Origin of the sequence: Lysinibacillus parviboronicapiens (assembly GCF_003049575.1) — a bacterium.
GTDB classification, from domain to species: Bacteria; Bacillota; Bacilli; order Bacillales_A; family Planococcaceae; genus Lysinibacillus; species Lysinibacillus parviboronicapiens.
Map to the genome: position 1 here is coordinate 44,824 of NZ_PYWI01000018.1, position 21,269 is coordinate 66,092.

Consider the following 21,269-nt stretch of genomic DNA (forward strand, 5'->3'; position numbering starts at 1 on the left):
ATAATGAGCAAATCTTATATAGGGCATGGTATTTAGACTAGAGAGGAGGAGCAAACTTGGTAACGATTCGACAAAAATTAGTATCAGCTACTCAGGCAGCTAAAATAACGAACGGTAAAAACAATGCAAAAAAATATATTGTTGTACATGAAACTGACAATACCAGTGTAGGGGCTGATGCAGATGCCCACGCCCGGCTACAAGCAAATGGCAACAGCCGAGATGCCAGCTGGCATTGGCAAGTGGATGATAAGGAAGCGGTACAATCATTTGAGCACTATTGGGAATGCTGGGGGGCTGGAACATATATAGGTAATAATCAAGGAATTCAAATTGAAATTTGTGTGAATAGCGATGGCAATTTCAATAAGGCTGTGGAAAATGCAGCAAGTCTTATTGCAAAAATAATAAAGGATGAGAACATCTCAATCCACAACATTGTCCAGCATAATTATTTTAGTGGGAAAAACTGCCCAAGAAATATTCGAGCTGGAAAAATTTCGTGGTCCAATTTTTTGAAAATGATTACAAATGCCAGTACACAACCGCCAGAGAATCCCCCAGGTGATACGTTAAAATACCGCATTTTAACTGGCACATACAGTACACGGAAAGCTGCAGAAAGCGTCTTGGATGTAATGAAAAAACGCTTTGGTTGGGTAGCTTATATTGAGCAGGATGGTGCTAAATACCGCGTGAAAACAGGTACGTTTACAGGAATGCACGCTGCACAGAATGCAGAAATTAAAATAAAAACTACGAAATTGGCGCAAGTTACGTATATTGTTTCTGCATAATGATCACTCTTGGAAAATATTATTTGACTGCTTTAAAGAATTGAGTACAATAGTAAAGCAGTATCATTTTACTCTAAACTTAACAGTGGTGAGAGGGGCCCTGTAGATTTTTAAGGGGTACTTCTTTCGTTGGCGAATTAAAATACGATAACTTTTGCAACATTTCTTAAGGAAGAACAGTCTATTAATAGGTCCTTTACTTTTTAGACAGCGTGGTGAAAGGTTATTTATTTTATGAACCCGAATTTACGAAGATAGTTTGAAAGGGGGGCTGTCATGAAATTTTGGCAGTCTTTTTCTTTTCGTCTACCCTATAACCTGTTAAGATGGTAATAGTGTGACAACAAGTTAGTGTATATGAGAGTGGTGACAATCAAGATGGATGAACAGAAAAAAGATGGTTTAGAACAGCAGGAGCAGACACCGCAAGTAGAAGTAAAACCAGCGGGACAATTTATTCAGATGAAGCCGTTTAAATTTATTATGCTGATGTTCTTTACAATCTTAATTACCGCAGGCTTAACGATTTTTGCGTTAACTTTCGGTGAAAAGAAAGTAGTAGAAGTAAAGGTTCCGATAGAGCGTGCGGAATTTACAAAACTATATGAAGCATTTGATATGCTAAAAAGCAAATATTACAAAGATATCGATGATGAAAAAGTGGTCGATGGTGCAATCAATGGCATGTTCGACGCGTTAGACGATCCGTATTCTGATTTTATGGTAAAAGATGAGGCTGAAAAATTCAATACAGGCCTTTCATCAAGTTTCCAAGGAATTGGAGCGGAAATTCAAGAACGTAACGGCTTTATAACGGTTGTGTCACCAATTAAAAATTCACCTGCTGAAAAGGCTGGACTATTACCGAAAGATATCATTTTAACGGTCGATGGGAAAAGCATTCAAGGATTTAGCGCTTCTGAGGCTGTAGCACTAATCCGAGGTGAAAAAGGAACTCCCGTGAAAATAACTGTAAAACGCGGTGAAAATGCAGAACCAATCCAAATGACGATTGTGCGTGATGATATTCCTGTTGAAACTGTTTACGGTGAAATGCTTGATGGGGATATTGCTCATATTCAAATAACTTCATTTAGTGAACAAACTGCAGATGAATTAGAAAAAATACTTGCTGAGTACGAAGGGAAAGGCATGAAAGGTATTGTGCTTGACTTACGACAAAACCCAGGTGGCTACTTAGATGCTGCGCTTGAAATTTCCAATTTATTTGTTGCAGAAGGAAAACCGATTGTTCAAGTGCAGGAAAAAGATGAGGAACCAGCTATTAAAAATGCCATCGGTGGCAAAAAATACAATTTACCAGTGACTGTTCTTGTTGACAGTGGTAGTGCATCGGCCTCTGAAATTTTAGCTGCAGCGTTAAGTGAATCAGTTGGAGCAAAAATTGTTGGAGAAACATCTTTCGGTAAAGGTACAGTGCAAAATGTTACACCATTAAAAGATGGCTCTAATTTAAAATTCACAACAGGCAAATGGTTAACACCAAATGGCAACTGGATTAATGAAAAAGGAATTGAACCAGATGTCAAAGTACCATACCCATCGTATGCATCACTACCATTTTTGGATGCTTCGTTTGAAATGAAAGAGGGCTTACAATCAGATTCTGTGAAAGTAGCAGAGGAAATGTTAGAAGTTCTCGGCTATGATCCAGGGAAAGTTGATGGCGTATTTGATCAATATACAGAACGTGCGGTCAAGAAACTACAAGCTGCAAGCAAGCTTGAAGAAACAGGTATCTTAACTGGTGAAACAACATATGCATTAATGGATGCATTACGTACAAAAATGAAATCAGATGATCCACAACTGTTAAAAGCAAAAGAACTGCTTACTGCTGCAAAAGAGTAAACGAAAGAATTAACAAACTAACACAGTAGCTGTCGCAGAAGTCGTCTCGTACGGCCTATGCGACAGCTTTTTTTATAGGAGGTCTCAATTGTGAAAGACGTATACTTATTTAGTGGATTTTTAGGTAGCGGTAAAACATCAATGCTGACAGATGTTATTCGTCAATTAAAAGAAAAGGGCTTAAAACCTGCTGTCATTATGAATGAACTTGGCAAGTTACCATTCGACTCACAAGCTGTTGAGGACGATGTACCGCTTAAAGAAATGCTAGAAGGCTGTATTTGTTGTTCTGGTGCTGAAAAAACAGAGGCCCAAATTCAATCTCTTCTATTAGATAGTGAGTTTGATGTGCTTATAATTGAAACAACTGGAGCGGCACATCCCGTAGAAGCATTAGATGCGGTCTATTCACCATTATTTGCAGAGCAGTTGAATGTGAAAGGCATTGTCACTGTTGCTGACTCGAAGTTATGGCTCGATCGGGAGACATTAACACCACAAATCCGTTCATTATTTATGGAACAAATCCGTCATGCTCATTTATTGCTTGCAAATAAAATAGACTTACTTACCGAAACACAGCAAGCACAGGTAATATATGAGTTACAAGGCTTTAATCCGCACGCTTTTATTTTACAAACAACTCATGGGCGTGTGCCATTTCAGTTACTAGAAAGTTTGACGGCAACATCACAGGTGGATAAACGCGATATTGTGAGTGCACCAATTTCATCTATCCATTTAGGCTCACGTTTAGTAGAGTTTACGGAATGTGCTTTTACACAGCAACAATTTGAAGAGTGGGTACGTCAATTGCCTGATTCAGTGTACCGTATGAAAGGCTACGTACCAGTAGAAGGGATAAAAAATCCAGTGTTATTCCAATATGCCTATGGGATGGTGCAATGGCTTCCAGAATACGTTAAAATGCCGGCAAAACTTGTGATTATTGGAGAAAATGTCGGAGCTGTAAATGTAATTGGCCTAGATTATTAAATTAAGTTGTCAATATTAATTAAATTTCAGGTCCTATTTCGCCTTTATTGTTGTAAGGGATTAATAACATGTTTTGCCTAAGGAGGCGTCTTAGTTTTTTCTGAGACACCTCTTTTTAGGCGAATCTAAAGGACATACTTGGCACTTCAAGTGAACAAATGCAATGAAGTGACTAATTTTGCATGATAGGAGGGGGGGAGTAATTGAAGAAAGCATGCTACATATCATTATTCCTGATGCTTATATTGATGGGGCTATTAGGCTATCGTTATTACTGGGATGCAGCAATCGAACAAGATATATTGTCTGCAAATGGTTATAGAACAACGATTGGTGAAGAGTATAGAACTGTGAATTTTTTTGTAAAACCTGAGTGGGTCAAGATTCGCTCTAAAAGGCCTCAGAGTATGCATGACGGGTCACACGTATCGGCAACTCCAACATCGTTTTAACAGAAGTAAGGCTGCGAGAAGAGGTTCAAGATATTTATTTCACCTTTACCCTCGACAATAAACTACCTAGATTGAAAGGCTATTTCTTGACGCAAAATTTAGGGAATGCATCAAATGATATAAAAATGCCGGTACTTGAACTTCGTGGTGACCATGAACAGGTTATCGAACTTGGCCAATTTGCACAAGGGCCAGCACAATCTTTTAGTTTTGGTATAAATTTAGAAGAAATAGAGGCACTTAACAACGGATTTTCTGTAGAGCTACGTATATATTATGGCGTTCAATATGAAAAATATTAGCAAATAATTCGCTAGTTTTTGAGGTATGTCAACCCTCTTTAAAACGTAAGTATTTCATAGATTGGCGAAACTTGCTAAAATATATTTTAAAAAAACTCCTGTTTAACTGGAATCTACTCTTTTGTTGGCGAAGCTAGAAGATGTTGGTAAGAATTTTTATAGATTCATCCTTTACGATAGGTTGCAGAGAGGAGAGATTGCAAAATGAAAAAAACACTCACTGCAATTTGTGTCACATTTCTATTAGCAGCTCCAATTCAGTTGGCTTCTGCTGCATCCAATACTACAGAGGGGAATACAGTCAAACAAACAACAAACTGTACAACTTATTACTATAAATGGTCAAGTAACAATTGGCAGGTGAAAAAACCGGCACAGGCTACAACACCATCAAAACCAACACAAACAACTACTAATAATACACAAACTAATACACAAACAACACAGAAAGATAACACAACAACGGCACCATCTACTACAACACCGACAACAACAACGTCTGATGTCAATGCATTTGAACAAGAGGTAGCAAAATTAACGAATGCAGAACGTACTAAAGCTGGTTTATCCGCACTACAAACGGATACAAAATTAATGGCTGCAGCTCGTGAGAAATCACAAGATATGCAATCAAAAAACTATTTTTCACATACAAGCCCAACATTCGGTTCACCATTTGATCGCATGAAAGCATTAGGTATTACCTATAAAGGAGCAGGTGAAAACATCGCCAAAGGTCAACGTACACCACAAGAAGTTGTACAAGCTTGGATGGATTCACCAGGTCACCGTGCTAATATTTTAAATGCTAAATTTACTCATATTGGTGTAGGTTATGTGAAATCAGGTAACTATTGGACGCAACAATTTATTCAAAAATAATGATTAATAACTGCTTAGAAGTAACTTAATTTCATAAATTCACTAGTAATTTGATGTCCAATAAGTCTTGGTGGCTTATTTGGGCGTCTTTTTATGTTGACATACTAGATGAATTTTCGATATCTGAAATCATATTTGAGTTACTACATATAACGTTTGAAAAAAGCCGTTTTTGCCTATACTTCCACGTATAGGAGGCGTTTTATGGATAAAGTGGAATTAATGATGAAAAGTATGCAAAAAGCCTTTTATCATTCATCTGATTTTACAATAAGACAGATAGATTGGCGAAATAGATCTTCTGCGATTTTATGCTTTTATGCCTCGCTAGTAGATGCGAAAGAAGTGCAAAAAATTCTTGATACTATTTATGCACGTTTAGATACCGACAAACCTTTTTGGAGTGAAACCTTAGTATCAACGATTGAACATTTCTCACTGCCACAAGCAGTTGAACGTATTTGTAAAGGAGAAACACTGATTGTCTTGCCTGATACAGGTGAAATGCTGTCTCTTACTATATTGAATAAGGTAAATCGAAATCCAGACGAACCAAACAATGAACATATTCTACGAGGATCACATGAAGGGTTGATTGAAAACCTTGATACAAATTTAGCTTTGTTACGGAAACGAATTAATAATCCTGCGCTCGTGGTGAAATCTTTCCGTCTCGGGAAAGAGACAAATACAAGGGCTTATTATTTATATATGGATGGAGTTATAAAACCAGAGACTTTACAGGAGTTAGAAAAACGCCTTCATGCCATTAATATTGACTATTTTTATAGTATCGGCCAATTAAACGATGTGCTAGAAGATTCGGTATTGTCGCCTTTTCCTCAAGTACTAAATACGGAGCGGCCAGATCGCGTGGTAGCCAATTTAGTAGAAGGTAAAGTTGTTGTTATGACCGATACTACGCCGACAGCTTTAATAGCACCTGTGACGTTTTTCTCCTATTACCAATCACCAGATGATTATAACGCGCGTGTATTAGTAGGTTCCTTTTACCGAATGGTCCGCTTACTGTCCTTTATTTCAGCAGTTTTTTTGCCTGCTTTTTATATTGCTGTAATTAGCTTTCACTTTGAGATATTGCCATTAGAATTGAGCAATCAAGTCAAAGGGGACGTCAATCAAATTCCGTATCGGCCCTTAATAGAAGCACTTATCTTAGAAATTATTATGGAATTAATTCGAGAGTCAAGTATTCGCCTACCGCAATCTGTCGGGCAAACAATAGGAATTGTTGGGGGACTAGTCATTGGAGATGCAATTGTTAGTGCGGGACTAGTTTCAAATTTAATGGTCATTGTTGTTGCTTTAACCGCAATTTCTAGCTATGTTGTTCCTTCTATGGAGTTAAATACAACGATTCGCTTACTTCGTTTTCCATTTATGGTGTTAGCCTCTTTATTTGGTTTTTTTGGCATTGTTATTGGTGTCGTTATTTTATTAATCCACCTGATTAATTTGAGTTCATTAAAGCAGCCTTATTTTGCACCGATTATTCCTTTTCAGCCAAAAGAAGCGTATAAAGTATTTATACGTAGTCCCTATATTAAACCTACTGTTCAAGTAACATCGTTTAATCCTCCAAAGGATGATCGAGTAAAGAATGGTGATACACCTTGAATTTTTCGCTTTCTAAAGCACAATTCTTTTTACTATTGTTTATTATTGAGACAGGTATTGTTTATATTTCTTTTCAAACACCGCTGATTAGCGTAAGTCGAAATTTAGCTTGGGTATTATTTATCATTGCGGGTGTTATACATTATTTATTAATCATTTTTTATGAACGATATTATGCATATTTTTATTTAAATACATTTTTTCAATGGGTTTATAAAATTTATTGGTTTAGTATATCTGTAGTATTTATTGCGTATATGGAATATGTACTAGCATCGTGGGTTTTACCCCAAACACCTGAATGGGTAGTTGTTTTGATGATTGTTCTACTCTCCTTATATGCAAACTTAAGTCGACCTGAAACTGTTATTAATATAGGTGTTATGCTCTTGCCTATAATTTTTCTTTTTATAGTGTTCTTGATGCTAGCTGTGCCAGATCTTAAATGGGCGAATCTTTTGCCACTTGAATTTGATAATCCGCTACAAATTATCAAAGGGCTTAATCATAGCATTTATGCGTTTTTGGGCGTAGAAATGTACCTTATCTATCGACCTTTTTTACAACGAGAATTGATTTTAAAAGGGAAGCCATTATTTTTTTACCAACAGATTATTTTTGTTTTTTATATGTTATCGGTTCTTTTTACGCAACTGTTTTTCACGATTGACGAGGTAAAATTAGTGCCAGAGCCAATCATTTATATTTTAAAATCGCAAGAAGTAACTTTTGTCAAACGACTGGATATTTTTTTCGTTTATATTTGGTTATCATGGTCCATCGTGACAATCATGATTTTTGGTTTATCATTTAGGGTGGTGCATTTTGTGAAAGAAAGAAAGCGCCCTAAATTGAACATCCTTATATATCATATCTTACTAGCCATTTTTCCGCTTTTCTTTATTCAAATTAATCGAATCGAAGTTATTAAAAATTCTTTGCATTACCTTTTTTTAATCTTCACCTTTTTTTTACCGACTGTTATTATTTTTTGGAATAAATGGAGGGGGAAAAAGTGTATCGAAAAGGAATCCTAGTACTTGTAGTTGTTCTCCTTGCTGGCTGCTGGGATGAACGATTATATAAAAATTCTTCAGTTGTCACACTAGTTGGCGTAGATGGCACTATTGGCGATTATACGGGCTATTATGCATACCCTAAAACAACAGCAAATCAAAATGAAATCATGATTATTGAATCCACTGGTCTATCACCACGGGATGTACGTAACAAAACAAATTTGAAAATAGAACAGACGCTTGATTTATCAGAATTGTCGGCAATCTTAGTTTCAAATGATACAGTTAAAGCTCCACTTTATGATATATTGGATATTTATTTTCGTGATCCTCAAAATCCAATTACCATCAAGATTGCTATTACGGAAGGTGAAGTTAAACCATATATGGAGATTACAAAGAATCTAGCGGATAGTGCAGGCGGCTATTATCAACGATTTATTGAGAGCTCAGAGGAAAATACAATCTATCCAAAACTCGATTTGCAGACAGTAGGCTCGATGTTGTTTGATAATGCCATCGATATCGCTTTACCATATATAAAGATGAATGAGGAAGAAAATAGAGCAGAAGCGGCGGGGGTTGCACTTTTTTCAGGGCAAACATTTACTGGTAAAGTATTAGACCCAAAACAGTCATTGATTATGTTGCTATTAATGAAACAAGCCAGTAAACAGGCACGGCTAACCTATATGTGGCATTTAGATGGCAATGAAATACCTGTAACTTCTGAAGTCATCCATGTGAAACGAAAATGGACAGTTAACGAACAATTAAAAACAATAAAGATGGATTATACGATTGAAATTGAAGTCGATGAATTTTCCCATGATAAACTTTATAAAGATTATATTTTGGATGATGTCCAAACCATGATACAAAATAAAGTACAAGCTGATTTTGAAGAAGTCCTAAAGATATTACAGGAACAAAAGTCGGATACTTTAGGCATTGGCCGACATATTCGCTCCTATCATCCAAAAATGTTTAAGGAAGACTGGCACGAGCAATTTGTCACACTTTCTTTAGAACCGAAAGTCAAAGTGAAGGTAATTCGTACAGGTGTTTTACGTTAAAAAAGGAGACGCCATCGCATCTCCTCCTTTTTTATGTCGTAAATTTTCGTTGAACGAGTAGTAAACGAATTAATAACGTAATAGCGCCTGCAGACAGTCCTGCTACAAGCCCTATCCAGTAGCCGAATGGCCCAAAATCTGTATAGGTTGCAAGTGCATATCCGACAGGAAGACCAATTACCCAATAGGATATAATGGCCATAATAAAAGTTATTGTAACATCCTTATAACCACGCAATGCTCCCTGTACGGGTGCCTGAATAGCATCTAAGAGCTGGAAAATTGCTGCATATACTAAAAAGTGTACGGCATATTCTAAAACTTTTGCATCTGTTGTGTACATACTCGCAACTGGTTGACGTAACATGAATAGGATACACGCAGAAATAAAGCTAAATAGAATCGCAGTACCCACACAAATAAAACTATAAATTTTTGCGCTATGCATTCGCCCTGCGCCAATCTCAAATCCAACTAAAATCGTTACGCCCATTGAAATACTGAGAGGTACCATATAGAGCAAGCTCCTCTAGTTTAAATGTTGTAGCTACTTAAAATCCTATTTTATTTACAAAAGCCACCTTGTATCAAAATCACATTTTTACTATATCTCATATTTCTATGAATGTAAGAGTGATATTAACCACATACTGTATAAAATCAGAAAAGGTGAATTTTATGAATTGGCTATTAATAAAAGTTGCATTAATTGTTGCTATATCACAAATTCCATTAGAAACTAAAGCACTTGAAGAAAATTATGAATCAAATTTTATCCAAAATGAGTCAGAAGAAATTGTTGGGAATTTACCAAAAGCTAATGTTATTTTATATTGCTACCCAAAAAGATGGATATTTAAAAAATTTCAACTTAAAAACAAATGGAAATATTCAACATTTTCCAGATTGGACAAATGTATCCAATGAAGCTTATAGTCCTAAAATTTTCTATAAGGATATTAACTCTGATGGAAATAAAGACTTAATTATTGTCTTAACAACTGATTATGGGACAGGTATTTTGGAACAAAATGTACATGTACTCCATAATAATAGAGTCAATGGTGGTGAAATTTATAAAGAAATCCTTGTAGATAATCCAATAGCTATTGTTCTAAAAAATGTAAAAACTTCATTAACAAAGTCAGAGGCTACTATCAATATAAGGAAGGAAAAAACTGTTATCGAAATTGGTGAATTTGGAATTCAAAACAATCAATTATTTCCAGAAATATATGTCGGGAATATAATTGAATTTGATGTTTTAGACAATGAATTGACTGCTATTGTTGGAGCTCAAATCGCTCCAGTTGGTGGAGAAATTGGTAGTTTTCATATTAAATATATCTATAAAGATAAGATGTACCAATTAAAAAAGATTGAATTTATTTCGAATACAAACTAAAAACCATCTACACGGAAGAAAGTATGATTTCCAATAACATATTCTTCTACTACTTTAATATAAGATTGTCCACCGTTGAAGGAATAACCTTTATATCCGTTTTTACTAAAATCCTTAATTTCTACAAAAATACTAAAAACCCTCTAAAAACCCTCTAAAAACCCTCTAAAAACCCTCTAAAAACCCTAAATTTAGAAAATGTATTTTAACTGTACTTACTTTATCATCTCAAATCATTGGCATGGATTAACGTGACCATAGTAACCTTGTAGATAGCATGACGGTGAGTATAATCTCAATGTATATCATTTAAAAATAGTATGTAGTTAAGAGAGGGGATAAAATGAATCCCGAGAGAAATTCACTGGAACAAAAACAGGCCAACCACAATTAAATGAGCTGCTATCTATATTAGAGATAGGCGATAAGCTCGTTGTAACCAAATCCCGACCCTGATTTTCTTGCAAATAACCTTTGTAAAATTGGGGTCTTTTTATACGGAACATAATTGGAAAATATCCATATTCAGCATATAGGATTAGTACACGGATTAATCCATCCGCTTTCTTTTCTAGGAAAGGAAAGGATTTGCTTGTATTGGTTTTATATCATGAAGTCTATGCTTATCGCCGGTAATCAAGTGGTTATTTATAGAGGCGTTTTCCAGAAGTTTCGCGACTTTTTAGAGGCTTTTATTTCATAGCTATTACAAGGAAATTCAGAGAATAAATAATTATTTTACCTCATAGCAAAATATGTTGTCAATAATAAATTTGTAAATTTATTAAAAAAATGTTATAATAGTTTTACAATTATTTTTTTAAAATCGTATTTCGAATTCCGCTGTCCTTTTTTGCAGATAGAATTTGGGTACGTTTTTTTAATATCCTTTTTTAAGCCGAAAAAAAATCAAAACAGTTATGTGAGCTTTAAAGGAAGTTAGTTGAATAAAATTATTAATTTACTATCTAATAGTAACCGAGTTTTTTTCCTTAAGGAGGACTAGAATAATGAATTTAATCAATAAGAAAGTTACACACAAGCGTTTTGGCATGGGTAGTATAGTTAAACATAATGATTCTAGTATTGAAATACATTTCGCATCGGAAAATAAAATGTTTGTTTTCCCTGATGTATTTGGAAAGCACCTAAAACTACATGATAAAAGTGATGCTAAGTCACTTGAAGGAATTATACAAAAAAAGGAAATTGAACGAAAAGAGGAAGAATGGAAGAAGGAAGAGGAAAAAAAACTACAACGAAAAAAACTGATACTTCGCTTGGAACACGAAAAACTTATGAAAAACCATAAACTTCATCCCGAATCACAAATGGTTTTTTGGTGTGACACAGAAGAACAGAATAGTTCTTTTTCAGAGTGGAAGGTTTTTTCAGGCGCAATAAAAAGTGGTAATAACAAGGGGAGGCCAAACAAACCAACCCGCTTGCACCCAAATAGCGCTGTCCTGTTAACAGCGGTAGATTCCGGGATGCATGAAAAAGACAGACGTATCTTAGGTGTCTTTATGGTGAATGAAGATTTTATCGGTAAGCTTTGTGAAGATGGAAATATTCCTGCTCATTCAAAATACAGACTCCAACTTACGGAACAGGAATCGGATCAGTTACTTTTATGGGAATATTATGTAAATGAAAAATCCCCCGACAAAATGACATGGAATACAGGTAAATACCGTTATTTTGATAATTTATGGATGGCTCAAATTTTACTTGATATAGTTTCGTTGAAAAGTGACCCAAATGAACGAGAGCTGGCACAACAATTTTTAAAACATTTTTGTAAAATGAATCAGATAACAGCTCAAGAGTTACCAAAGCCTAATGGCGCATTAATGCGATTAAGACGTTAGCCAAAGCGAGTAAAATGGGTTTGGTTTTATGTCCACTTGAGGTAGGACGTTACCAAAGATTAAAGTACCTAGATCAACCAGAAGGTAATACGGGAACAGTCATCCTTTAATTTTAGATGTTGTGATAATTTACACTTAAACTATTATGTACTTAGTTCAAGGAGCAACAGTTGAAGACGAAAAATAGGATCGATCTCACTGAAATAGGAACCGAGTATATATAATTAAACACAGCTGCACCTCATGTGTTGCCACATACAGTCCACACATGTAGGTTGCTTAATATTGATGGTCCATAATGACTGAGATGTTGCACTATTAAATCATGCAGAATAGATTAATCCATTGACTAACAAGCCACGGAATTTCAGTAAGTATGTGAAACGACTAATTGAAGAGGATATGAAACGAGGTCCACGTAGTGAAATATGGATAGACAGAAATGAACCGGTAATACACGAGGATAAAGCATACTCCATCGAAACAAAAGATGCCGTGAGCAGCTTTATAAAAAAAAGAAAACCACTTTAATCGAGTGGTTTTCGTCGTTTTAAATACCTAGTAATTGCTTTTTCTTCGCATCAAATTCTTCTTGAGTTAAGATACCAGCATCCATGAGCTCTTTTAACTTCATTAACTTCTGTAGGTATTGATGATGTACTTGATGAAGAAGTTGTACTCCCTTGTGTATCTTCCTCAGCTTCAGAAACAATTAATAATGAAAGCTTTTCAAGATCCTTCTTATCACATTTAATAACTAGAGGTACCTTGTCTCCATTTTCACGCTTTAGGAAAAGAGTCGCTACAGATTTATCCTTCCTGATATTAGCTCCCATTGCTCCAGCAATCGCTCCTGCATTACCAAACGCGCTACCAATTACTGCCCAACCAGCAATACTAGAAGCACTCTTTTGTACGTTTTCAACGCGTTCCCACTTGATTAAATTAAACGATTCATGCTCATGATGATCAACTGCAATTTCCACAGTACCAGGCTTTGTTTGTGCTAGTTTAAAACTGCTGCCTTTCTCTTTCAATTGCTCTTTACCATTGAGTATCTCAATGCTCATTTTGATTGCTTTCATGACACGAACAACTTTTCTTTCTTCCGTATCAACCTGAGGTTCAGGAAGGATGCCTAATTTGTCTTGGATGTTTTGAGAGAAAACTTTTCCGTTATCGTTCAATGTAATGTTGAATTGGACATCTTCGTCATTATATTGAAATTGAATCTCTACAGATGCGAGCTTTTTATTTGTAGTTACTTTTGTAATTTCGTCGTAACGATAAGAAGTAATTTTTTTCTGTTTATCCACTGTTAATATTCTTTCGGATGTTAGGACAACTAAATATTCTTTAAGTGCTATACGTCCACGAACTGCTACACCTGCATTTCCTATGATTTCATCATCAGTAACTTGTTCAGCAAATAAATTAATTTCTTTTTTTAGGTTAGTTAAAGTCATCCAACCTGATGATTTCAAATATTCCTTGATTTGCGGGTTTAGCGTACACAGAAACGGCAACAAAGTCTGTTTATAATCATCGTCACCCTTGTTTGACCAAGCGCATCGATGAAGCAACGAAGTACAAAAAATAAAAAAAGTGGTAAAATTCCCGCACACATAGCATAAATATATGATTTGGTGATGTTGTGTACTACAGCTTCTAATTGCATTATACTAAGAAACCAGTTAACGCCTGCCATTAAAGAAATAAACATCATGATGTCAATTCGGATGGCTACATACAAACCTTGTTGTACAGCTTTTTTCGCATCTAATTCTCTTTTTGCCCCGACAAGTTGAGAGACAATGGGTGTAATTGCCAATAAGATGCCGGAAAGTCCTGTATAGACAGGCATCCAAATAGATGATCCGATGGAAACCCCAGCTAAATCAGACGTACCATAGCGGCTCGACATTAAAATATCAAAAATGAGATTAAGTAAATGGCCACTTGCGTTACTAAAATAGGTACAATCATTTTCAGCATTAAGGCATATTTTTCTTTTAAAGTAGTTGTTTCGTACATGATGTATCTTCCTTTTATTTTATTCCCTTGACATGGTGCAGTCAGATAAGGATAAAAATAAAAAACTGCTCGCTGTCTACGGCCAAGTAGTAAGTCTTATATGACTGTGCATGCTACAAATAAACATTGTACCTAACAGACGGAGGAATTCCAGTATATATGCTGAAGTACGTTTAATCATAATGAACTAGTATAGCATATAGATAGTGTGATGGAGGAAAATTTAAAGGCTTCATCTATATCTTTTCGTCCGCATATAGTAAAATTAAAGACTGTAAACGAAAAGTAGCGAGAGCTACAATGGCTTTTTAGGAATAGGAGAATTTACGTGAAACAACAAACAATCATTTTAACCGGTGGTGGGACAGCTGGCCATGTATCACTCAACCAAGCGATACTACCGTCTTTACTTGAACTAGGTTATGATGTCCACTATATTGGTTCAGAGCAAGGGATTGAAAAAGAATTGATAGGCGAGGCATTTCCGGATATACCTTTTTATGGGATATCGAGTGGGAAATTGCGTCGTTATTTCTCAATGAAAAATTTCACTGACCCTTTTAAAGTGCTTGCTGGAATCATGCAGGCTTTTCGTATCATTAAAAAAGTAAAACCCACGGTCATTTTTTCAAAAGGTGGCTTTGTTTCGGTACCAGTCGTGATGGCAGCTAAAGTTGCAGGTGTTCCGGTTGTTATCCATGAATCCGATGTAACGCCAGGGTTGGCAAATAAAATCGCTTTACCATTCGCTTCTCACATTTTTACTATTTTTGAAGAGACGCTTCAGCATTTGCCCCAAGAAAAGGCTACATGTACGGGTTCGATTATTCGTCAAGAGCTTTTTACCGGTAATAAGGCACAGGGGCTATCGCTTTGCGGTTTCACAACGTCCAAACCAGTACTCCTTGTTATGGGCGGAAGTCTAGGGTCGGTTGTCTTAAATGATGCGCTCCGTCAAAACTTACCTGAACTTTTACAAACCTTCCAAGTAATACATCTTTGTGGTAAAGGAAATAACGATTTAGCGCTAGAGTCACTACCCGGCTATAAACAATTTGAGTATGTGACAACGGAATTACCTGATTTATTACATGCGGCAGATTTCGTCGTATCGCGTGCAGGCTCTAATTCGATTTTTGAATTTTTAGCACTTCATAAACCAATGTTGTTAATCCCGCTGTCAGCACAAAAAAGTCGTGGCGACCAAATTTTAAATGCTAAGTTATTTAAAAAACAAGGCTATGCAGAGGTATTACAAGAAGATGAACTAACAAAGGAAACGTTTATAAAATCAGTGCATACGTTAACAGCCCGTAAATCAGAAATGACGGCAACGATGGAGAAAACGCAAAGACCAAAAACGCCAAATGAGATGGCAAAATTAATTTTGCAATTTAAAAAATAAAAAAAGCTATGTGTTCTGGCAAGAGACAGAATACATAGCTTCTTTTCGTTGGAAAAATGGGGTATTTTTATTACATCGCTTGTTCTTCGCCTTCTTGCAGTTGATGGGCAGTTGTCAGGTAGAACAGATCACGCGGAATTTTATATAAAGTAAATTGTGCTTCTCCACCATTTACTTGTGCTAATAATGTCGGATGACTTTCGTTAGCACTGATAACATAAGGGAGTTTTGTAGCTGCACGCTGAGATTTTGTATTTTCAACTCTTATACGGAGAAAGACCGTATGAAAATTATAATCAAAGAATAATTCATTTAAAAACAGCATTTTAGCCTTTTGGTTATAACCTTTACCTTGATAAGGGAGTCCAATCCACGTTCCGAGAAAGCCAGCACCGTCCTCTACATCATGAATGCTAATGGTGCCGATTGGTTGACCCCAATCATCAGTTATAGTCCTCGAAATAGCGAGTCCTCTCGCTTCTTCTTCAATCAGTTGTTTCGTCATAAACCAGTATTCATCAGCAGATGCGGCTTTTTGACGGACAAAAGGGAATACAGAAGGGTGTGATAATAGCTCATAAAGCTCTGTACATTCATGTAGGTCTCGATGTTTAAGCATACGAAACGCCTCCTTTACTAGGGTAGTTAAAACAATTCCGTTGAAGCATAAAGAAGAAAACTAAAATTCGTACTGGAATTAAAAACCCAAAGAACTAGACGTTATAACTATGAAATCCATAATCTCCCGCTGTCTTACTGATTTTGCGACCATACCGAAAAATGGCTAGTTTTTTTAATATAATATAACAAAGCTACTGCTTAATGCAATAATTTTGCTCGTTAAAACGAAATTTAAGTTTAATAGTTAGTAAATTCAGAAAAGTATAAAAATTATATAATTACTCATGGGTATAAAGTCCATTGTATCAATAATATCCAATTAATTGATTAATATAACAATTCTTTAGTATTATATAATAAAATTCGTAAATTGGATATCATCAAATTTCATCCAGAAAAAGATAGAAATTTTCTAGGTGGAGAAAGTTAATCTTCTGTAAATATGTTATAATTGTAGCATTGATTTTTTTGTATAAATTAATGAATTTATTACGACTCTATAAACAACAACGACTATTTTATGGGAGGTGACAGCATGGATTATTTTTTAAGTGAAGCGCAATTTAATCAGCTATTCATCGGCAAAGATTTTGTCTTTCTCATGAAAAGAGTCCAAGATGATTATCAATATATTCACTTAAATCAAGCGGCGCAAACTCTGTTATCAAAAGAAGCCATCGGAAAAATGCTTTCTGCAATCTCCTCTAGTCGTAATTTTGCCATTATTCAAGAAAATTATCATCAAGCAATCGCCCTAAATAAACAAGTCGATTATGTGGATTATGCATATATTGAATCTGAAGTGCGGAAATATGAGACATCTGTCAGACCCATTATGTTCGGGGATGATCATTATATTTTAGCTATTACAAAAGAAATTTTATATGACCGAAATATTGAAGATAAGTTTCTATTTATGCGATCTATGTTTGATCATGCTTTCTTTACAACAGTCATTTTATCAGCTGGTGGTGTTATCTATGAAGCAAATTCTAGCTTCTTGGAGGATTTCGGGTTAGATAACGAAAAATTGAAACATCAACTTTTTATTGATTTACCAATTATCCCAAAAGATGAAATTGAAAAAATACAAAACTATTTAAAAAGAGCAGCTCTGGGTGAAAATATCGGGGAGAAGCTTATTAAGCTTCATACACTGGAAAAAAAAGAACGCATGTATTTGGTCTCGCTTTCTCCAGTTATGCAGGGAGATAATTCATTTGCAATATTTATCATCATGCAAGATTTTACTCAATTTACTGAGCAAAAGGCGGAATTACGTGCCAAATCTCATGGACTTGAAGTTTTTAAGGCCGCTTTAAATTCCGCAACATCTATTGCCATTTTAGATATTGAGGGTACCATCGTGGAAGTAAACGATTTATTTTTAAACGCATCAGGATTTACCGCAGATGAACTTATTGGTCAACCCTATAATTTAATTGAACCGCGTCACCATACAGAAAATTTTTTACAGACTATAAACAAAACACTTGATATGGGGAAGATTTGGCGAGGTGAGTTATGCTACCGTACCAAATATCATGCCGATTACTGGGTGGAGGCAGCCATTGTACCGTTGAAAAATGAATTTGGTAAGGTCGAACAATATTTATCCATTAACTATGATATTACGGACAAGAAAAGAATGTTAACGGAATTAAAAAATATTGAACGAACATTTCGTCTTATCACTGAAAATACAAATGATTTAATTGTAATTACAAACGAAGATGGCATCATTATTTATGCTTCTCCTTCTTATAGGATATACTTAGGCTTCGAAATTGTGGAGTTACAAGGTCAGTTTTATAGTAGCATTGTCGATGAGGAAAGTAAGAAGGCCTGGCAAACGTTTTTGAATAATTTTACAGGTCAAACAGATACACAGTTGGAACTTTTACTGAAAGCAAAGGATGGCACGCCTGTTTGGACCGAGGGCAATGTAACTGTAGTGCATGATCCAGAACGTGAAACGGTGTCACAAATAATGATGGTTTCACGTGAAATTTCACATCGCAAAGAGCGAGAAAGTGACTTGCTTTATTTAGCTTATCATGATAGTTTAACGCAGTTACCCAATCGTCGCTATCTATTGAAGGAATTCCCTAAAATATTAGCAGATGCGCATACGAATAATGTGTGCTTAGCCATGCTGTACATTGATGGGGATGATTTTAAGGATGTTAATGATCAATATGGACATGATACAGGTGATGACTTTATCCGTAATTTTGGCAATGTATTAACCGCTTCGGTCCGTAGTCATGATTTAGTTATTCGCATTGGTGGCGATGAATTTATTGTCATTTTAACGGGACTAACGAGAGATACAGAGGCAAGGAATGCGCAGATGATGCATATTATTAACCGTATCCGTAATGAATTGAAAAATGGGTGGACAATTGATGATCATCATTTTGCACCCACTGCCTCCATAGGAATTGCATATTATCCAGATCATGCAAAAACATTGGATGCGCTGATTGACTTAGCGGACCAAGCATTATATAAAGCGAAAGAATTTGGGAAAAATAAGCTATATATAACAGAAGCATAAAAAAAGTCTGTACGAGCGAGTATTTACTTGTGGTACAGACTTTTTAATTGGTGTTATGCTAGAGCGGTGGTAATACAAATATTTTACTGTGTATCAGTTATTTTGAAATAGAAGGTGATGACATGCCTAAAAAGATATTATTAGTAGAAGATGAGAAACATATTGCACGTTTTGTAGAACTAGAGTTACAGCACGAAGGTTACAGTGTGACTGTTGCTTTTGAGGGGCGTGAAGGATTGACACTTGCTTCGTCACAAGATTTTGATGTGTTATTATTAGATGTTATGCTGCCTGGCATAAATGGAATTGAAATATGCCGTCGTGTACGCGCTCACTCTAATGTGCCGATTATTTTACTAACAGCGCGTGATGCAGTAATGGATCGAGTAGCAGGCTTAGACGCAGGTGCGGATGATTACATTGTCAAGCCATTTGCGATTGAAGAATTACTTGCAAGAATTCGGACAATTTTGCGACGTGTTACACCAGAAGAAAAAAAAGGTGTAACATTGGAATTTCGTGATATAGCAATTGATATTGCGGCTTATGAAGTATATGTGCAGGGTAAAAAACTAGATTTAACAAAAACTGAATATGATTTGCTTAAACTACTAGTAGAGCATAAAAATAAAGTATGTACACGTGAACTGATTTTAACTTCTGTATGGGGATATGATACAGATATCGAGACCAATGTGGTGGATGTATATATTCGGCACTTACGCACAAAATTGCCAGGTGATATGAATGCCTTTATCGAAACGGTCCGCGGAGTAGGGTATGTGATGCGTGAATGAATAAATTAAAAGCATATTTTGCTAATCTATCATTGCAAAGAAAATGGATGTTCACTTCTAGTGCCGTTATTTTTTTTAGCTATGCGATTATTTGTATGGTGGTGTATATCTCGCTCCATACATGGTTACTAAATGATGAAGAAAGTAAAGTGAAGCGGACAAGCGATGATATAGTGTCTTTTTTAGAATCACAGGGGCCAAATATTACAATTCAGCAAATTCAGCAAAACACAGGGCTATTAAACTCGATTGTGGATCGAGATCAGTCCGTGAGACTGTTTAATATAGATGGTATTGAGATTTTACGCATCAATGATACTTCTCAAGCAGCACCGCTTACTGCAATGCGAGAAATCGTACAAATGACGGTTGACAAAAAAGATGTTTTTGTAGCAAATGAACCTGTTCGACTTGGCTTTTTCCAAGGTTATATTCAAGTCATTCATCCACTAACAGGCTTTGAATCATTAATGAATTATTTGCTAACAGCTATGCTTATTGCGGGTGTTGGGGCGCTGTTATTATCAGGTTCAATCGGTTTTTATCTCGCCAATTATTTAATGAAACCACTTCATGCATTAAGATCGTCAATGAAAACGGTAATGGATAAGGGTTTTAACGAACCTATACAACTGGCTTATACATCACAGGACGAAATTGGTGATTTATTGAAAATGTACAATGCGATGATGAATGAATTACAAATCTCATTTACGCAGCAACAACAATTTGTCGCCGATGCTTCTCATGAGCTACGTACGCCCATTCAAGCCATTGAAGGTCATCTTTCCTTATTGAAAAGATGGGGCAAGGATGATCCAGCAATTTTAGAAGAATCCATCGATACCTCACTTACGGAAATTGCACGTATGCGTAAGATGATTGAAGAGCTATTAGAACTTGCGCGTCGAGAGGAAAAGGACGACATGAGCGAGGCTGATGTCATTGTGGTATTAGAAGGTGTTATTTCAGAAATGGAGCTATTACATCCGCAAGCTCGAATAACGCTGTCGAACAATGACGAAATAGGTACTTTATTTATTACAGAAAATGCACTTAGTCAAATTGCTCGTAATATACTAGAGAATGCTATTCGTTATTGTGAAAAAGTTCCTGAGATCAAAATTTCGGTGTCAGCACATGACCAAGAAGCGCATTTGCAAATAGCGGATAATGGTATCGGAATAGATGAAGAAAACCTTCCATATATCTTTGATCGTTTTTATCGTGTTGATGAGGCAAGAAATCGTCAAATTGGCGGTACTGGCTTAGGTCTTAGTATTTCAAAAATGTTACTTGAGAAATATAATGCCTCTATAGAAGTCAAGAGTGAGAAAAATGTTGGAACCGTTTTCTTTGTGAAAATACCGCTGAAATATTAAGGAAAATACGCGCTTTATTCCGTAATTCTATTCTTTGAGAAAAAAATTGCTTAATTTACTGAAAAGAGTTGTATTTTTTGTGAAGAGTAGTAAGATTGAGATGGAAAAAACGTTCTTTAAATTATGGATAAGTTGTGTCAAACATCCTTTTAATGAGCGA

19 protein-coding genes and 1 pseudogene are annotated in these 21,269 nt (G+C 35.8%); 15 read left to right on the forward strand and 5 right to left on the reverse strand.

The genetic code is table 11. The features are described from left to right. Window positions 1-56 precede the first annotated feature (56 nt). The 9 genes from C9J35_RS15350 (at window position 57) to C9J35_RS15390 (ending at window position 9,034) form a co-directional block, all read left to right on the forward strand. Entirely contained in the window at window positions 57-797 is a 741-nt protein-coding gene (locus C9J35_RS15350) for a peptidoglycan recognition protein family protein (RefSeq protein ID WP_107925187.1), read from the forward strand. Window positions 798-1,175: 378 nt separating this feature from the next. Beyond that, a complete protein-coding gene (locus C9J35_RS15355; protein ID WP_054767708.1) occupies window positions 1,176-2,669 on the forward strand; it encodes a lmo1851 family serine protease in 1,494 nt (497 codons plus the stop codon). A gap of 90 nt (window positions 2,670-2,759) precedes the next feature. Next, window positions 2,760-3,665 (forward strand): CobW family GTP-binding protein, encoded by a 906-nt coding sequence (locus C9J35_RS15360; protein ID WP_107925188.1) that lies wholly within the window; start codon window positions 2,760-2,762, stop codon window positions 3,663-3,665. Between the two features lie 203 nt (window positions 3,666-3,868). Continuing rightward, window positions 3,869-4,117 carry a hypothetical protein gene (locus C9J35_RS15365; protein WP_107925189.1) on the forward strand — a complete coding sequence of 83 codons (249 nt, stop codon included), beginning with the start codon at window positions 3,869-3,871 and terminating at the stop codon, window positions 4,115-4,117. Window positions 4,118-4,203: 86 nt separating this feature from the next. Further along, a complete protein-coding gene (locus tag C9J35_RS15370; protein WP_054767709.1) occupies window positions 4,204-4,419 on the forward strand; it encodes a hypothetical protein in 216 nt (71 codons plus the stop codon). 204 nt (window positions 4,420-4,623) lie between these two features. Next, window positions 4,624-5,301, forward strand: coding sequence for a CAP domain-containing protein (locus C9J35_RS15375; RefSeq protein ID WP_107925190.1), 678 nt, complete (start codon window positions 4,624-4,626; stop codon window positions 5,299-5,301). A gap of 204 nt (window positions 5,302-5,505) precedes the next feature. Further along, on the forward strand, window positions 5,506-6,939 hold the full coding sequence (locus C9J35_RS15380) for a spore germination protein (protein ID WP_107925191.1): 1,434 nt from the start codon (window positions 5,506-5,508) through the stop codon (window positions 6,937-6,939). After that, window positions 6,936-7,976 carry a GerAB/ArcD/ProY family transporter gene (locus C9J35_RS15385; RefSeq protein ID WP_107925192.1) on the forward strand — a complete coding sequence of 347 codons (1,041 nt, stop codon included), beginning with the start codon at window positions 6,936-6,938 and terminating at the stop codon, window positions 7,974-7,976. The genes C9J35_RS15380 and C9J35_RS15385 overlap by 4 nt, the downstream gene beginning before the upstream one ends. Continuing rightward, complete coding sequence (locus tag C9J35_RS15390) at window positions 7,955-9,034, forward strand: Ger(x)C family spore germination protein (protein ID WP_107925193.1); 1,080 nt, start codon at window positions 7,955-7,957, stop codon at window positions 9,032-9,034. Before C9J35_RS15385 ends, C9J35_RS15390 begins: the two co-directional genes overlap by 22 nt. A gap of 31 nt (window positions 9,035-9,065) precedes the next feature. On the opposite strand, the pseudogene C9J35_RS15395 reads toward C9J35_RS15390, so the two are convergent. Continuing rightward, a pseudogene (locus C9J35_RS15395) lies at window positions 9,066-9,560 on the reverse strand (MATE family efflux transporter); the annotation flags it as partial. A gap of 234 nt (window positions 9,561-9,794) precedes the next feature. Here C9J35_RS15395 and C9J35_RS15400 point away from each other — a divergent pair. Then, window positions 9,795-10,439, forward strand: coding sequence for a hypothetical protein (locus C9J35_RS15400; RefSeq protein ID WP_107925194.1), 645 nt, complete (start codon window positions 9,795-9,797; stop codon window positions 10,437-10,439). Window positions 10,440-11,449: 1,010 nt separating this feature from the next. Beyond that, window positions 11,450-12,310: a malate synthase gene (locus tag C9J35_RS15410; protein ID WP_107925195.1), complete on the forward strand. Its 861-nt coding sequence runs from the start codon at window positions 11,450-11,452 to the stop codon at window positions 12,308-12,310. A 550-nt stretch (window positions 12,311-12,860) separates the two neighbouring features. On the opposite strand, the gene C9J35_RS24880 is transcribed toward C9J35_RS15410, so the two are convergent. The 3 genes from C9J35_RS24880 to C9J35_RS15425 are packed head-to-tail and all read right to left on the reverse strand — an operon-like array spanning window position 12,861 to window position 14,234. Beyond that, entirely contained in the window at window positions 12,861-12,914 is a 54-nt protein-coding gene (locus C9J35_RS24880; protein ID WP_369122293.1) for a hypothetical protein, read from the reverse strand. Next, window positions 12,892-13,794, reverse strand: coding sequence for a PH domain-containing protein (locus tag C9J35_RS24260; protein WP_153062963.1), 903 nt, complete (start codon window positions 13,792-13,794; stop codon window positions 12,892-12,894). The genes C9J35_RS24880 and C9J35_RS24260 overlap by 23 nt, the downstream gene beginning before the upstream one ends. A gap of 20 nt (window positions 13,795-13,814) precedes the next feature. After that, the gene (locus C9J35_RS15425; protein WP_235616329.1) at window positions 13,815-14,234 is read right to left on the reverse strand and encodes an MATE family efflux transporter; all 420 of its coding nucleotides are present in this window, start codon (window positions 14,232-14,234) and stop codon (window positions 13,815-13,817) included. 438 nt (window positions 14,235-14,672) lie between these two features. Between C9J35_RS15425 and murG the strand changes: the two genes are divergently transcribed. Continuing rightward, window positions 14,673-15,749 carry an undecaprenyldiphospho-muramoylpentapeptide beta-N-acetylglucosaminyltransferase gene (murG, locus tag C9J35_RS15430; protein ID WP_107925198.1) on the forward strand — a complete coding sequence of 359 codons (1,077 nt, stop codon included), beginning with the start codon at window positions 14,673-14,675 and terminating at the stop codon, window positions 15,747-15,749. Window positions 15,750-15,819: 70 nt separating this feature from the next. On the opposite strand, the gene C9J35_RS15435 is transcribed toward murG, so the two are convergent. Next, entirely contained in the window at window positions 15,820-16,368 is a 549-nt protein-coding gene (locus tag C9J35_RS15435) for a GNAT family N-acetyltransferase (RefSeq protein ID WP_054767715.1), read from the reverse strand. A 537-nt stretch (window positions 16,369-16,905) separates the two neighbouring features. Here C9J35_RS15435 and C9J35_RS15440 point away from each other — a divergent pair. The 3 genes from C9J35_RS15440 (at window position 16,906) to C9J35_RS15450 (ending at window position 21,109) form a co-directional block, all read left to right on the forward strand. Further along, entirely contained in the window at window positions 16,906-18,930 is a 2,025-nt protein-coding gene (locus C9J35_RS15440) for a diguanylate cyclase domain-containing protein (protein ID WP_107925199.1), read from the forward strand. A gap of 122 nt (window positions 18,931-19,052) precedes the next feature. Further along, a complete protein-coding gene (locus C9J35_RS15445) occupies window positions 19,053-19,727 on the forward strand; it encodes a response regulator transcription factor (protein ID WP_107925200.1) in 675 nt (224 codons plus the stop codon). Further along, a complete protein-coding gene (locus C9J35_RS15450; protein WP_107925201.1) occupies window positions 19,724-21,109 on the forward strand; it encodes a sensor histidine kinase in 1,386 nt (461 codons plus the stop codon). The genes C9J35_RS15445 and C9J35_RS15450 overlap by 4 nt, the downstream gene beginning before the upstream one ends. The last annotated feature ends 160 nt before the right edge of the window (window positions 21,110-21,269 follow it).

What these genes read in the sequence shown, in the direction of transcription:
- C9J35_RS15355 (WP_054767708.1), top strand. Translation starts at nt 1,176, where the DNA reads ATGGATGAACAGAAAAAAGATGGTTTAGAACAGCAGGAGCAGACACCG.
- C9J35_RS15375 (WP_107925190.1), top strand. Translation starts at nt 4,624, where the DNA reads ATGAAAAAAACACTCACTGCAATTTGTGTCACATTTCTATTAGCAGCT.
- C9J35_RS15380 (WP_107925191.1), top strand. Translation starts at nt 5,506, where the DNA reads ATGGATAAAGTGGAATTAATGATGAAAAGTATGCAAAAAGCCTTTTAT.
- C9J35_RS15400 (WP_107925194.1), top strand. Translation starts at nt 9,795, where the DNA reads ATGAATCAAATTTTATCCAAAATGAGTCAGAAGAAATTGTTGGGAATT.
- C9J35_RS15410 (WP_107925195.1), top strand. Translation starts at nt 11,450, where the DNA reads ATGAATTTAATCAATAAGAAAGTTACACACAAGCGTTTTGGCATGGGT.
- C9J35_RS15425 (WP_235616329.1), bottom strand. Translation starts at nt 14,234, where the DNA reads ATGTCGAGCCGCTATGGTACGTCTGATTTAGCTGGGGTTTCCATCGGA.
- C9J35_RS15435 (WP_054767715.1), bottom strand. Translation starts at nt 16,368, where the DNA reads ATGCTTAAACATCGAGACCTACATGAATGTACAGAGCTTTATGAGCTA.
- C9J35_RS15440 (WP_107925199.1), top strand. Translation starts at nt 16,906, where the DNA reads ATGGATTATTTTTTAAGTGAAGCGCAATTTAATCAGCTATTCATCGGC.
- C9J35_RS15445 (WP_107925200.1), top strand. Translation starts at nt 19,053, where the DNA reads ATGCCTAAAAAGATATTATTAGTAGAAGATGAGAAACATATTGCACGT.
- C9J35_RS15450 (WP_107925201.1), top strand. Translation starts at nt 19,724, where the DNA reads ATGAATAAATTAAAAGCATATTTTGCTAATCTATCATTGCAAAGAAAA.